Annotated in this window: 10 protein-coding genes and 1 pseudogene; all 11 read left to right on the top strand. The window is 59.5% G+C overall.

Translation table 11 applies throughout. The features are described 5' to 3' along the window. Positions 1–280 precede the first annotated feature (280 nt). The 11 genes and pseudogenes from J6497_RS12345 to J6497_RS12290 all read left to right on the top strand — a co-directional run bounded on the left by J6497_RS12345 (position 281) and on the right by J6497_RS12290 (position 13,659). The gene (locus tag J6497_RS12345; RefSeq protein ID WP_225704527.1) at positions 281–538 is read left to right on the top strand and encodes a type 2 periplasmic-binding domain-containing protein; all 258 of its coding nucleotides are present in this window, start codon (positions 281–283) and stop codon (positions 536–538) included. 3,955 nt (positions 539–4,493) lie between these two features. Continuing rightward, positions 4,494–5,969, top strand: a complete 1,476-nt coding sequence (locus J6497_RS12335; protein WP_225704526.1) for an acetyl-CoA carboxylase biotin carboxylase subunit — start codon at positions 4,494–4,496, stop codon at positions 5,967–5,969. Position 5,970: 1 nt separating this feature from the next. After that, entirely contained in the window at positions 5,971–6,474 is a 504-nt protein-coding gene (locus J6497_RS41545) for an acyl-CoA carboxylase biotin carboxyl carrier protein subunit (RefSeq protein ID WP_225704525.1), read from the top strand. A gap of 1 nt (position 6,475) precedes the next feature. Beyond that, positions 6,476–8,083, top strand: coding sequence for an acyl-CoA carboxylase subunit beta (locus J6497_RS12325; RefSeq protein ID WP_225704524.1), 1,608 nt, complete (start codon positions 6,476–6,478; stop codon positions 8,081–8,083). A gap of 526 nt (positions 8,084–8,609) precedes the next feature. Further along, positions 8,610–8,765, top strand: a complete 156-nt coding sequence (locus J6497_RS12320; RefSeq protein ID WP_225704523.1) for a hypothetical protein — start codon at positions 8,610–8,612, stop codon at positions 8,763–8,765. Between the two features lie 811 nt (positions 8,766–9,576). Continuing rightward, positions 9,577–9,798, top strand: coding sequence for a hypothetical protein (locus J6497_RS12315; protein ID WP_225704522.1), 222 nt, complete (start codon positions 9,577–9,579; stop codon positions 9,796–9,798). A 45-nt stretch (positions 9,799–9,843) separates the two neighbouring features. Next, on the top strand, positions 9,844–10,857 hold the full coding sequence (gene trpD / locus J6497_RS12310) for an anthranilate phosphoribosyltransferase (protein WP_225704521.1): 1,014 nt from the start codon (positions 9,844–9,846) through the stop codon (positions 10,855–10,857). Between the two features lie 15 nt (positions 10,858–10,872). Beyond that, positions 10,873–11,689: pseudogene (gene trpC, locus J6497_RS12305) on the top strand (indole-3-glycerol phosphate synthase TrpC). 509 nt (positions 11,690–12,198) lie between these two features. Next, complete coding sequence (locus tag J6497_RS12300) at positions 12,199–12,441, top strand: hypothetical protein (RefSeq protein ID WP_225704520.1); 243 nt, start codon at positions 12,199–12,201, stop codon at positions 12,439–12,441. A gap of 303 nt (positions 12,442–12,744) precedes the next feature. Continuing rightward, positions 12,745–13,269: a flavin reductase family protein gene (locus tag J6497_RS12295; RefSeq protein WP_225704519.1), complete on the top strand. Its 525-nt coding sequence runs from the start codon at positions 12,745–12,747 to the stop codon at positions 13,267–13,269. Between the two features lie 117 nt (positions 13,270–13,386). Beyond that, complete coding sequence (locus tag J6497_RS12290) at positions 13,387–13,659, top strand: hypothetical protein (RefSeq protein ID WP_225704518.1); 273 nt, start codon at positions 13,387–13,389, stop codon at positions 13,657–13,659. Positions 13,660–14,187 lie beyond the last annotated feature (528 nt).

Genomic DNA, 14,187 nt, shown 5'->3' with positions numbered 1-14,187 from the left:
GCATCTTGTCGTACCAGTTGTGTCCGGTTGAAGACGTCGATGTGGGAAACCCGACTACGGGAGCTAAATCATTCCGCGGGTGCCGCGGCAAACTTGGTCTTTCTCTCTTTCAGGCGGCGCCCACAGCATTTTCGCGTGCGGCACGCCGATTGCTGAGATGAAAGACGGCCGCAGCTAGAAAGGCGGTGCGCTGGTCACCAGTCAAGGAATTCACAATGAGACCTGCTCGATTGACACTGATCAATGTGGCGTTGAAGCTGTCCCTCACTGCACAAGCGCCATGCAGCCGAAGGGCGTCGAGGGCGCAAACATCACGCGGGCCGATCAATACGAGAGCGGCTATGACGAGCTCGCCTTTGTCGCGATATCTCAATTGGTTGGCGATGAGGCCGCCTCGTGCTGGCTGATGCCGCGGGAGCTCGATAATACGATTCGGCAATGTGGCGCGCAGTTGAAGAGCGGCGCCGACAGCGAGGCAGCGCAGGGCTTCATCAATTTTCCAGAAGGGCCGGCGGCTTACGCGATCGTCGAGCGCTAGGGTTCGGTGCTCGAGAGCCAGAGCTGGACTATATGGAAACGGTCTCGGCTGGGATCTGGCAGTCGGCTAAGTTGATGATCAGGTTGACAGCCTCATGACCGTGATCCTAGCGGAATCCGGACGCCGTTCGCCTGGCTTGGCGATCTTCGATTTTGCTGTGACCCTAGCCATGGCTCTGTCAACTACCGGAGCGCAACGATGGGGTACGGATGACGCACTGGCACAAACCAAGACCGCGCGTGATTGAAGGCGGTAAAGCCGCTCGCGCATCGCGTCCTGATGCTTTGCGGCCGCGGGCAACGCGGAATTTCTGGCCGCTTGCGGCGATGCTCCTCAGCGCGCTCCTCTGGGCCGGTATCTGCTGGGTCATCTATGCGTTCTCATAAGCGCGATGGCGTGCCAATGCAGCCAAGCCAGCGCCACATGGTGCGCCCTCTGGCTACACGCGTGAGTGGGCGGCTGAGGGCTCTCCGCGCGTGGCGGCCTCAACGATCTTAGAGGCAACGTGCGTGCCCGCGCCGGTTTGGTGCTGGGAAACGTTGTCGCAAAGTTCGTTCAGGACTGCGCGTCAGAGCGAGGCTCGTCTCGACATCGAACATAGCAGATGTCCCTATGCGGTAGTAGGAAAGACAGACAATTGGGGGTACCGAGATGTTCCAAAACTCGCTCGGCTCGGCAAATGAGTCCCGCGATGCAGCGTATGCAGGTTGACGAACGCGCTCTGCACACACCCGGGAGCTTGTCGCCCACGCTGTTCCAGCACCACAAAAAGAGATTATGATTTTGCATGCGTGGCAGTGTCACAATTCCCACAATGCGAGTGGAATGGCGTCGCTTTGTCGGCCATCGGAGAAGCGGGGTACATCCGATTTAGCCACCGTGAAATGCGATGTTCTATGCTGAAAGAGCACGAAGCCCGACGCACACTGCCGGGTATGAGGTGCGTCGGGCCGGTTGGGGCATGGCGCGGCAAAGGACCGTGTCCAGACCCCAGACAACTCTTGCAAAAGATGTGCCGCGCGAAAGTTGCCGATGATAGGCGTCGAGTCCGCCGGTGCTACGGCCGCACAGGTTTTCATTTGCGGGCGGACGCGCGTGCGTATGGGCCAACTGCTCGGCGGCATAGTTTAGTTTGCGCCTGCTAGTAAGATGGATCCAAGTCAGTAGTCGGACGACCTCCGGATTTCGACGTCGTGGAGACTTCATTTGCGCGCCGGTGGCGAGCGGCGGCCGAGATCCGAACGGATTGGCCGACCATCGAGCCAAGGAACAAACCTAGCCACTCCGAGCGAGCTAGCTGAGTACTTTGTCGAGAATCAGCGACGCATCAGAAACTGCGACTAGAACCTGCCTCGCCATCCTTTCTGAGCGTCTGCCACTCCTTTGCGCGTCGGGCTAGCTTCTCATATTCCTCGGCGATCTTAAGGAGCCTGTCTCTGAACTTGCCGTAGGCGAATGAGTCCGCTTTGGTCCGCGTTGCTTCCGCACGCCCTCGCCAGTGTTTGGGACCGTAGAATGGATTTTTCGGGTTCATGTCGATGAGCATGCAATTTGTAGATCAAAAAAATGCGACACCCGCTCTCCGTACGATTACGTAGGCCGCCGCCCGAAAGGACTCGCCACTCGGCCTTAACTATCTCGCCTTGTTCCGAGTATCCTGATGTTTTGGTCATTAAAGTTCGATGAGCCGAGCGCGCTGACCAAAGGCAACGCCGCTGCGCACGCTTTCGCGACGCGCTCGGAAAAAGGCCGGCTGGTCACGATCATGAAGCGATAGTTCGCGCCTTCATTCGCCGAAACGGGCGGCCACAAAGGCTTCACGACGGAAACCTCGGAAGCGCAGCAGGACCATAGACTAAAGCGTTGTTTCGTTGCGCATTGCGGGTCAACCGAATTAGGGCGATAGATCTCGCGTGGGGCTTAGCAGGGGTCGCCTACCCAGCCTTCCTTCATTTCCGTCACCAATGACGGCGCGTCGGTCCGTGCTGCGGCGACTCTCTTGAGAGCGAGGGTACATTGTCGATGCGTTACATCGGCCGCGGAGCTCTTGCGATCGACCATCTGAATAGACGTCCTGTGTGATTACGAATGAGTAGATGTCGGTTATGAGCGGCTTGAAGCTGCTGAGACATAGGCGGTTCTAGGGTTACGGGTGCGCCGTTCATGTTCAGCACTGCCGTCCCGACGATCGCGTTCGCGCCCGCGCGCTGAGCGCTGGAGCGCTTCGATAACCGCGCTGAAGGACCCTCCCCGGCGGGAGCACGATGAGTGCGCAGTCTCCTCAAATCCAGGGTTTGATCTGAGGCCGCGGCTCCAGCGGAACCGGTCGCGAGCATTTTTTGTATCGTAATTCTACAATGTAGATGAGGACGTTGACCTGACGGCGCAACTCATGGCAACAGCTCGCGGCTGGGCTCGAATAGATCAGATGACATCGCCCTCGGCTTGTCTATTCGTGCACGCCTGCCCCGGCTTCCATCTAGATGAGAATGAAGTGCGATTTTCAGCCAATGAAGGCTCCGCCTCTGGGTTGGCGCCAGATGGCTCTTGAGGTCTGCGAGTTTGGATATATTCACACAACCAAGCTCGAGGGGCTTGAATCGCACGTAGCGTTAGATTGTACGATCTCAAAGCAGGTGGCGACCGCCTCCGGCCGGCTAAAAAGCTTCCCGACAGGTAATGAGAATTGCGAATGTCTCACACTCTTAAGCTCACGCTGCAAGAGCCCGTCACGATCCTCGAGCACTCCCCCGAAGACAAAGCGGCCTGTGCACCGCAGGGGTACCGGTCCAGTTCCAGCCGGAACAGGATGAGCATTTCGAGATCAGAGCGGGATGTGCTTGAGTCACCGTTTTCGGACTGGAAAGGACACTCTGGGTGATGACCCCGGCGGTCGTGGGTGCCCAATGGTCGCTCTCGACGATGGGTGCAGCCTCAGGGACGCGCTGGACGTAACTGAATGGCGGAATTCCTTGCGTTCGGCGCATATTCTACCGCTATCGCGACCTCTTTCGTCTAGCCGGGGCGCAATGGTTGTCTCGTCCTGCGTTGGCGGCTCTTTAGCTCATCGGCCAGCTGGCGGCTTATGAGCTGTCTCCGCGTGCCCGACGGTTGCGGTATGTCATGACTAAGCGAGGTCTGAGGCGGTCCATGGCATAGCAAAACCGACCGCAGATTCAGGCCAACATCGGGAGCCCAAAATGCCAATTGCTCGTGCGTTTTGGCTGCAAGTGCAGCCAGCCTCCCTTGTGCCGTCGTTTCCGACACTGCCGATGTTGGATACTGCGGTGGCGAGACTGATGACAGAAGCACCACTGAGATAGGTGCGCAGATCCGCAAGAGTGCTTTCGCGGCCCTCAATGCTTTGAATGGTTCAGGCCTGTTTCCCAGGAGACAGGCCATATTGCGCCACGCGCAGGAAGAACAATACCGCAGGATGTACCAACTTGAAGAGGATATCGTGAATCAAATGCAGCGAACGCATCGGTCTTGGATCTTCAAAGCGCACCGCTATACAACAGCGCTTGTTGTTGCTGTTGCGACGACAGCAGCTCTATGCACCGAACGGGCGGGTGCGCGAGATCGGACGGTGACAGCGGAGGAGCGACAGGCTTGCACGCCGGACGTGTTTAACCTTTGTAGCAGCCTCATACCGAATGAGGACGCGATCACTGCTTGTCTCAGAGCCAAGTTCGCAAGCTTGAGTGAGCAATGTCGCTACGTGATATCAGTTCGAGACTCTCTCAAAGGAAAAGGAGGCTCGAAATGAGCCACCACCAATAGGCCGAGCCTTCGATCGGCCCGCGTTCGTGACTAGCCCCCAGCCTGATCTATAGGCCGGCAACGCCGGATCTCGCATGCGGACAGATGAACGGCCGCGGGCAATTGAGGGCGGCACCAACCGCTCGCTAATGCGGGTTCCCGACCTTTGGCACTTGTTTGGACGGATAGGCGCATGCGTGAACTACCCTTCGAGACCATTCTGATCGCCAATAGAGGCGAGATCGCCGTACGAATCATCAAGACGTTGCGCAAGCTCGGGCTTCGCTCCGCAATTGTCTACCACGATGCCGATGCGAGGACGCAGGCCATCGACATGGCCGACACGGCGATTGCCATCAGCGGTGACACGCCGATCGCGGCCTATCTCGATAGCGCGCAAATCATCGCTGCCGCCCGCAAGGCGGGCGCCGGCGCCCTCCATCCGGGTTATGGATTTCTCTCCGAGAATGCGGAGTTCGCCAGGGCCGTGATAAAGGCCGGCATTGCGTTCATCGGGCCAGCTCCCGAAAGCATAGAACTGATGGGCGACAAGATCCGGTCCCGCAACTTCGTTCAGCGAAACGGCTTTCCGGTCGCGCCTTCGGCGATCGAAGAAGATGATCGAGCGACGTTCGCTTTCAGGGCACGGGCCATTGGAGCCCCTTTGCTGGTGAAACCTTCGGCGGGCGGTGGCGGCAAGGGCATGCGCATCGTGCGCGATCTCGATACCCTGGAGGATGCGATTGCGCAGGCGCGCAGTGAGGGCCAGCGGTACTTCGGAGATGGGCGGCTTTACGTCGAACGATATGTCGAGAACCCGCGGCACCTCGAAGTGCAGGTGCTCGGCGACTCCTTCGGAAACGTGGTCCATCTCTTCGAGCGGGAGTGCTCTGTGCAGCGACGGTTCCAGAAGATCATTGAGGAGACGCCCGCGCCGGCACTCTCGCCGGGCTTGCGGAAACGGATCTGCGAAACTGCCACTGGGATCGCCCGTGCCGCCAACTATCGAAACGCAGGCACTGTCGAATTCATCTTCAGCGGAGGAGAGTTCTATTTCCTCGAGATGAATACGCGCCTGCAGGTTGAGCACCCTGTGACCGAGATGATCACCGGCATCGACCTTGTCGCTCAACAGATATATGTCGCCGCGGGCCGCGAACTTGGATTTTCGCAGTCCGATATCGTTTCGAAAGGACACGCGATCGAGGCTAGGTTGTATGCCGAAGCCCCGGAACGCGGATACCTTCCGACGACCGGCAAGGTACTAATTCTCCAGTACCCGGACGGCGACGGCGTACGGATTGACAGTGGCATCTTGCAGGGCCAGCAGATCACGACAGTGTTCGATCCCATGCTCGCAAAGATCATCGTGCATTCGCCCACGCGCATTGAGGCTGCGATGAAGGCCTATCGCGCGATGCGGGACCTGGTGCTTCTCGGCTGCGAGACAAACGCAAGCTTCCTCGCGCGGATCCTCGCGGACGAGGCATTTCTGAGCGGACAGGTCCATACGGGGTATTTGGAGGAAAATCCGCATATTGCGGCGGGCAACCCTGCGTCCGACTTGTCGGCCTTCCTGGCGACAGCCGCGCTCATGACCAGACCAGTCCGCGAATCGGCAGATGCCGTGCCCGCGCTTCACGCAGCGCTGGGCAGTTGGAGAAACTGACGTGAAACACTCTTTCGAAGTTGATGGCGTAGACTACCAGTTATGGCTTTCACCTTGCCAGCAGGGCTATCGTCTTCACTTGCGTGACAAAGTAATTGCCCCGGTCGCATTCTCCTATCAAGGCGACGGTTGCGGCGTCCTTACCATCGCTGGCGAAAGCGAACCGGTCAAGTTCGCCATCGACGGAGACGTGATTCACGTGCATATCCGCGGCAGGACGCGCATCTTGCACTACCGCGACCCGTTGAGAACGCTCGCTTGTGCAGATAATGAGGAAGATCACCTCGTGGCCCGCGCGCCAATGCCGGGCGTCGTCGTTAAGACCAGCGTTTCGCCTGGTCAACTCGTTTCCGCAGGCGCGGCGCTGATGACGATCGAGAGCATGAAGTTGGAAACCGTCATTCGCTCTCCACAGGACGGCGTGGTCGACCGAATTCACTTCAGCGAAGGCGAGAGTTTCGAGCGAGACGCTGTTCTGGTTATGCTCTCGAAGGAAGGGCGTTGAGATGCAGCGGATCGCTTCTGTGGCCGATGTCAAATCGCAAGAATTTCGCATCAACGAGGTCCACAACAGACGACTTGCGGCCGAATTGAAGGAGCGTCAGCGCGCCGCCCGCTTCAGCCGTCCCGAACGGGACCTTGAGCGCCTGCGGCGGCAGAACAAGCTGTTTGTTCGTAATCGCATCGAGGCTTTGCTCGATCCAGAAACTCCGTTCCTCGAGCTCTCGACGCTGGCCGCTAACAAGGCTTACGATGGCGAGGTGCCGGGCGCAGCGCAGGTCGTTGGCATCGGCATCGTAGCGGGTCGCGAGGTGATTGTTCACGCCGATGACGCCAGCGTGAAGGGCGGGGCATGGTATCCGCTCTCTGTCAAGAAGATCGTGCGGGCCTTGGACATGGCGATCGAGAACCGTCTTCCCGTGGTTCATTTGTGCGACTGTGCCGGCGGATTTCTACCTTTGCAGGCGGAGTTCTTCGCGGATCGCTACCACGCGGGTCGAATCTTCCGCAACCAATCCATTCTCTCGAAGATGGGAGTGCCGCAGGTCGCCGTCGCAATGGGTCATTGCACCGCGGGAGGGGCGTACGTCCCGGCGCTTAGCGACTACAACATCATCGTGCAGGGCACGGGAGCGATTTTTCTCGGCGGCCCCCCAGTCGTCAAAGCCGCCACTGGCGAGAACGTGTCTGTCGAAGAGCTTGGCGGCGCTCAGATGCACACCAGCGTGTCTGGGACGAGCGACTATTTCGCAAGCTCCGAGATGCACGCGATTGCCATTGCCCGCGACATCGTCGCGCGCTTCGATCGCCCTACGAAAGCCTCCATCGATCGAGCCCCTCCAGAGCCTCCCGCCTACGATGCATCCGAATTGTACGGCATCATTCCCAAGGATCCCCGAGTGCAGTTCGACATGCGGGAGATCATCGCCCGTCTGGTCGATGGCAGCCGATTCCATGAATACCAGCCGCGCTATGGCGAATCTTTGGTGTGCGGCTTCGCGCGGCTTCATGGATATCAAATCGGGGTTCTTGGAAACAATGGCGTGCTGTTCAGCGACAGTGCGTTGAAAGGCGCTCACTTCATCCAATTGTGCGACAAGAACCGAACGCCCCTGCTCTTCCTGCAGAATATTACCGGTTTCATGGTCGGCCGCGAATACGAACGGCGTGGCATCACCAAGGATGGCGCCAAGCTGATCATGGCCGTGTCTGGAGCGTCGGTGCCTAAATTTACGGTCGTTTGCAGCGGCTCCTACGGAGCGGGCACGTTCGCTATGGCGGGACGGGCTTTCGACCCGCGCTTTATGTTCACCTGGCCGCAGTCTCAGATTTCTGCGATGGGTGCCGAGCAAGCGGCAGGTGTGCTCACCCATGTCAAGGCAAGACAATTGGCCCACGTGGGCGGGCGCCTGTCGGAGCAGGAGTTGGCAGCCATTCGAGAGCCGATACTGGACGAGTATCGGGAACGATCGAGCGCCTACTATGCAACCTCCGAAATCTGGGACGACGGCATTCTTGATCCCGTCGACACCAGAAACGCGCTGGCAATCGTCCTGAGCGCCTCGCTCAATACTCCCATCGAGGCGCCAAATTACGGCGTCTTCAGAATGTAGCGATCTGATCAGGTCGCAAGGCGGTGGTCGTGCCCATCCTTCGATTTGGCTGGCTTTCATCTCGGCGGCCGGGTCTCCCTCCACACCCACGGAAAGGAAGGCAAGTGAAACGCATCACCTTCACCCGGCGCTGCTCGCGCACACGAGTGCGGCGCACGCCGGCCCCAGCTCGAAGCCAGCGCCGGCTTCCTTGCCGGCATCCGCTCGATCAACGTCACCATGCATCGCGTCCGCCCGCACAGATCAGGCGGCGCAAGGACTGATCACCGCGAGCAAGCTCGCGGCGATCACGGCAAGGCGAGCACGAAGGCGTTTCACCGAGACGACGCGAATCAGAGACAGAGCACAATCAGAAACAGAACAAAGCAATCCGCACATCCCTGATGATCGGCGCCGTAACAGCAGCCTCCTGCTCACCCCCGCGCCATCGGAATGTCGGCGTGCCCCCTGATAGGATCCTGCCCAGATTCCGGTCCGTCGAGTCGCACCGCAGCACAAAAACCGTCCCGTCGACGCGAGAGATTGAATGCCCTCCGTTGCCTCAGAAGCCGCCGCTTCATTCATGACAAAGTCCACCATCGCCTCGGATGAAGCAGCTCGAACGCTCGCTTTGGTCTTGAACGTCAATATCGATAGCGATACCGAGATGGTCGCGCGCTTCTGTGAGGATTTTCGAGATTGAGGCGCTGGCGTTGCTGGGTCTCATGAAGGATCGCTGTCTTGCCGCTGCCAAATGCTAGGCGAGGTATCGATGGCTACAATCAGCGACACGCAGCGCGCAGTTTGGGGCGCTCTCCACGCCATTATACACAATCGTGACGGTTGTTGTTGTCAGTTCAACTCAACCAGCCGGATCCGGTTTCAATGTGCCCCAGTGTCGACACTCCCGAAGCAGCCAGAGGGCATTGGCCTCAAACCCGCTCCGGCGGAGACCACTGAGCCGCTGATGGCTAAAAACGACGTTCTGACGCAACACGGGCGCACGGATTCAGAATCGGTCGTGTGTCAATGCGACGTCATCAGGCAAATGGTGATCTATGCGTTTCCGATGCCGATATGTCGTTGAAGCACGAACCCGATGGGCGGTCTCAAACACGCTCGGCGCTGGCCTCGCTAGCGTTATTCGCTTCTGGAATGTCCGAGACAGGGCCGGGGCACGTCGGCCACCGTTTTGCATTCCAATCCTTCCTCTTTGCGCCGTAAGGATCTTGAGCGCGTCTGTCTGGAAACGCCCGCAGTAAGCGTTCTCATGTCAGCCAGACTGCGCTGGGAAGCGGTTCCCACGATGGCGGCGGCTTGCATTTGGCTGCTTGTGTCCTCGTGCCTCAGGAACGCGAGGAAATACATACTGTTGGCGGCACAATGGAATAATGTTCAGCCAAACCACTGAAAGGGGTTGAACCTTACGCAGCGTCAGGTTGTAGGCTTGGAATTATGACCAGACCTACACCACGCAAGCAATGGGTACCGGCCGACGCGGCAGCCGGGTTGTCGTGCGCATGATTGCAAATTTGGCACGGACGCCTGTTCGAATCGGCCTCCCGCTGATGAAGCCGGAAGGCTGCGAGGTCGTGCCGCCTGTCGAGTTCGCATCGGACGACAGCAAAGAGCTGAAAGAGAGCCTTCAAGGCATGTTGTGCCGACAAGCGGCTGGCGGCCCTCGTCAGCAATCTGGAAAAGGAGATCGGCTCATCAACGAGGCCGCCTTCGCCTAGGCAACTGCCGCCAGTAGCAACAACTAAGCACCGTTCGAAAGCACGATGGACGCTCTCAAATCGATCATTGGCAAAGTCGCCAGTGGCGCCACGCTGACCCGCGAGGAAGCAGCATCCGCTTTCGACAGCATGATGTCGGGCGAAGCCACACCCTCGCAGATGGGCGGACTTCTCATGGCGCTGCGGGTGCGCGGCGAGACGGTGGAAGAGATTACCGGCGCGGCTTCCGCGATGCGGAGTAAGATGCTGCGAGTCAGTTCGCCGCGCGATCCCGTCGACATTGTCGGTACGGGCGGCGACGCTTCGGGCTCGGTCAACGTGTCGACCTGCGCCGCTTTCATCGTCGCTGGCGCTGGCGTACGGGTGGCCAAACATGGCAACCGCGCACTGTCCTCGCGCTCGGGCGCTGCCGACGTCTTGACGTCGCTCGGCGTGAGGATCGACATCACCCCTGAGGACGTCACTCGCTGCGTGCACGAGGCCGGCATCGGCTTCATGTTTGCGCCCGTCCATCATCCCGCCATGAAGCACGTTCGCCCGACCCGGGTTGAGCTTGCGACCCGCACCATCTTCAATCTGCTCGGACCGCTGTGCAATCCAGCCGGCGTCAAGCGACAGGTAGTCGGGGTGTTTTCGCGGCAGTGGGTAAAGCCTTTGGCGCAGGTGTTGAAGGATCTTGGCGCTGAGTCGGCGTGGGTGGTGCACGGCTCGGACGGACTCGATGAGATCACCCTGACCGGCCCGACCTTTGTTGCCGCGCTTGAGACCAGCGAGATCCGGACCTTCGAAGTGACCCCGGAACAGGCCAGTCTCCCCCGCTGCGGCAGCGAGGCGCTGAAGGGCGGCGATGCCGATGCCAATGCAGTCGCGCTGCAAAGCGTGCTCGACGGCACCCCAAGCCCGTATCGCGATGTCGCGCTTCTCAATGCGGCCGCGGCATTAATCGTGGCCGGCCGTGCCAAGACGTTGAAGGAAGGCGTCGCCCTTGGGCAGAAATCGCTTGATAGCGGCGCCGCAGCGGCGCGATTAAAACACCTGATCGCCGTCTCCAACGCTTGACAGCCGAGCTGGCCGATGTCCGATATTCTGACCAAGATCGAAGCCTATAAGCGCGAAGAGATCGCAGCCGCCAAGCGCGCGCTGCCGCTTTCAGACGTCGAGGCTTTCGCGCGGCGTGCGCCGCCTCCGCGCGGCTTCCTCAGCGCGATCCGGAATAAACATGCTGCAGCCGAGCATGCCCTGATCGCCGAGATCAAGAAGGCCTCGCTTTCAAAGGGACTCATTGGCACCGACTTCGATCCACATTCGCTCGCGAACGCCTTTGAGGCGAGCGGCGCCGCCTGCCTCTCCGTTCTGACGGACACGCCATCCTTCCAGGAGCATCTCGGTTTCATTGCGGCGGCGCGCGCGGCCACAACTCTGCCGGTGTTGCGCAAGGATTTCCTGTTCGACACCTATCAGGTGGCCGAGGCGCGTGCCCATGGCGCCGACTGCATCCTGATCATCATGGCCGCGCTGGACGACGCTGCGGCCCGCGGCATCGAGGCCGCCACGCTGGCGCACGGCATGGACGTGCTGATCGAGATCCATGACCGCGCGGAACTCGATCGCACCCTCACCCTTCGATCGTCAATGATCGGCATCAACAACCGCAAACTGCGCATCTTCGAGACGACACTGGCGAGCAGCGAAGCGCTGGCGCGCCTCGTTCCCAAAGATCGCCTGATCGTCCGCGAAAGAGGCGTCTTCGCACTTCGATCTCATGCGGCTTTCGCGGCTCGGCATTTCGCCCTTCCTGGTCGGCGAACGCCTGATGCGGCAGGCCGATGTGACGGCGGCGACCCGTGCGCTGCTCTCGCGCGAGGCGACGGTTGCGATCGGAGCGCAGTGATGGCGCGCAACGCCTCCCAGCGGAGCTCGCTTCGCTCCGAATGCTGCTCGCCGCAAGCGACATTGAGGTGTCGCCGCTGTTCGACAACGGCTAGATCAGCATTCAGAGGTCCGCGGAACTCAATCACGTCCGCACCGAGCCGGTGCTCTGTCTTGCATTTGACGACGGCCGAGAAGCGCGGCCGGCGATGGTGGGACGAAATGCACCGTTTGCACGGAATAGCCGTAGCTTAACCTAAGACAGTAAGAGCAAATCATGGAAAATGTTTCACAAATCGAGGCGAAGCTTCGTCAGATGAGGGCGGTGTATGCTCGGAGCAGCGCGCTTATCAGGCTGCCGCCTGCGTACCGTATCGACCTTGCCGAGCTGATCGAAGCCAATGCGGCGCCTGACAGATCGACCGCCGCTAAGATCGCGAGAGCCGGTGCAAAGCGACGCACCGAGATCGTCGAAAGGACAAGCGGCTTGGGGACTCACGCTTCGCGCTCTCGCGCCAAAGGCGACAAGCAATGATGTCCTGGCAGATGATCACGGTACTCGAATCGATCGCAAAGATCGAACGCATGTTTCGGAGGTTTCGGGAAATGATCGATACAGACGAATCGATCCCGCCCGAGCTGCGGGTTTCGTTGCACGCGACGCTGGACGAGCGTCTTCTCGTCGCGAAAGAGCGCCTTTTCAACAGCGTCGGAAAGCAAAACGGCGCGACGGCGATGCCAATCTCACACCGAGGAACAACTCGCAGCGACTAACGCCACGCGCAGACAGATCACCGACCGCCTGCCCTTCGGGCGTACGGGGCCCCTTCGCCATCGCTGTTGCTACGCCACGAGGACGCGGAACGGATGCGATCCGACGCGGAGGTACGCTGAACGTTGTCATCCAAGCGGAGCCACCGATTGTGTTCAGCTGCATCGCCAGATCCTGCTGTGGAGCAGTCAGATTATCGGTACGATCAAATACGAACTGCGCGGGCGCAAGTTCGGAAGTCGCGACCCACGCAATCCCCGCATAGCGCAAACGTTCGAAGTCAAGCGCCACTCCGGAGCTGGGCTGTGAGCTGGCAATCGTCTTCCCGGATGAGCGATATTCAGTCCATCGAGGCGATCGAGTTTCGCCAAGCCATGCGAAATCTGGCGAGCGGTGTCTCCATTGTAGCGACCGGAACGGCTGTCGGACGGCGCGGACTAACGGTCAGTTCTATTACCTCGATCTGCAATGAGCCGCCCTGCTTGCTGGTCGGTATTAATGCAAGTTCCGAAACTCACGACACGATACTCGCCAACGGCACTTTTGGCGTGACTCTTCTCGGCGGCAATCAGCAAGACCTCGCACTGCGTTTCGCCGGCCGGCATGGCGCAAACGGTGTCCACCGTTTCGATACAGCGCCATGGGATCAGGGCGTTCTTGACGTACCGATTCTGCAAAGCGCAATCTGCGTGCTCGAATGCGTCTTGCATCACCACCAAGTCGTCGGCACCCATGGGATCTTTATCGGCCGGATTGTCGCGACGCGATCAGCTCAAGGCAATCCACTCATTAACTTCCGTAGCGAGCTTCGAACGGTACCGTACGGCTGAGTGCAGGCTTTCACCGCAATGTCGCTGTTCCTAACGAAACTCTACGGCTAGGCTCATGTTGAAAAGTCACAATGAAGGGGCCGCGTCGTGATCATAGAATACTCGCCCGAGACGGGAGTGCAACTGGCGGAGCCCTTCGATTTTTGCAGGTTTGAGCTCGTCTTGAAGGGCCCACTTGCCGCTAAGCCTTCAGACTTGAAATGGATCACGCTTGTTGACCACGACAATGCGCTGGTGCCTATTGATTTAGTGCCTATCCTGCCTGGCTGCCCCAAGGACAACGAAACCTGGGAAGCGGCCTACGCCAAGATGGTCGCAAGCGCGCGCGAGCGCGGCTGGATTGACGCCAAAGCAAATGCGATTCGCGCACACATCGTAAGAAGGTTCTGATCGGAAAAATCCGAGGCAGCTCGCATCCAGCAAGTTCCTGCCCTGCATGCAAGTGACACCAGTAATTACTCTGTCTCGATAGCGACTCCTCTGGCAGCTCGGCTTCTTACCCAGAAGCGAACAGCATCATGGCAGCGAGAAGATCAGCCCTGAACGGGAAACTCAGCGCATCAGCTGCGCTGCTCACAAAGACGGCGCCTCAAGGCCTTGGCGCCGGCAACGCTAGCCCGGCTCGGGCCAGATCCTTTGAGGAAATGGCGGTGCTTTTTTCAGTTTTCGTATCGTCGCTGCTCCTGGAGGCCTCGGAGTTTGGACATATTCACACGACGGCCCCCAAAGGGACTTGAATCGCACGTGGCGTCAGATTGTACGATCTCAAAGTAGGTGGCGCCGGTTTCCGGCCGCGCCGCGCTCAATCCGAGGAACGTGGTTTTGTCGTGTGCGCACAGATCCCTGGGAGCTGGTATGGCGACAACATCGCACAAAGGTCGATCGGGCTGCAGAAGTTCCCAAGGAGCTTTGGCGGCA

Source organism: Bradyrhizobium cenepequi (genome assembly GCF_020329485.1).
Classification (GTDB): domain Bacteria; phylum Pseudomonadota; class Alphaproteobacteria; order Rhizobiales; family Xanthobacteraceae; genus Bradyrhizobium; species Bradyrhizobium cenepequi.
This window is presented reverse-complemented; position numbering and strand designations above follow the sequence as displayed.

Bases quoted from the DNA above. Each gene is read 5' to 3' on its own strand.
- J6497_RS12345 (WP_225704527.1), top strand. From the start codon at position 281: ATGCAGCCGAAGGGCGTCGAGGGCGCAAACATCACGCGGGCCGATCAA.
- J6497_RS12300 (WP_225704520.1), top strand. From the start codon at position 12,199: ATGATGTCCTGGCAGATGATCACGGTACTCGAATCGATCGCAAAGATC.
- J6497_RS12320 (WP_225704523.1), top strand. From the start codon at position 8,610: ATGCCCTCCGTTGCCTCAGAAGCCGCCGCTTCATTCATGACAAAGTCC.
- J6497_RS12325 (WP_225704524.1), top strand. From the start codon at position 6,476: ATGCAGCGGATCGCTTCTGTGGCCGATGTCAAATCGCAAGAATTTCGC.
- J6497_RS12335 (WP_225704526.1), top strand. From the start codon at position 4,494: ATGCGTGAACTACCCTTCGAGACCATTCTGATCGCCAATAGAGGCGAG.
- trpD (WP_225704521.1), top strand. From the start codon at position 9,844: ATGGACGCTCTCAAATCGATCATTGGCAAAGTCGCCAGTGGCGCCACG.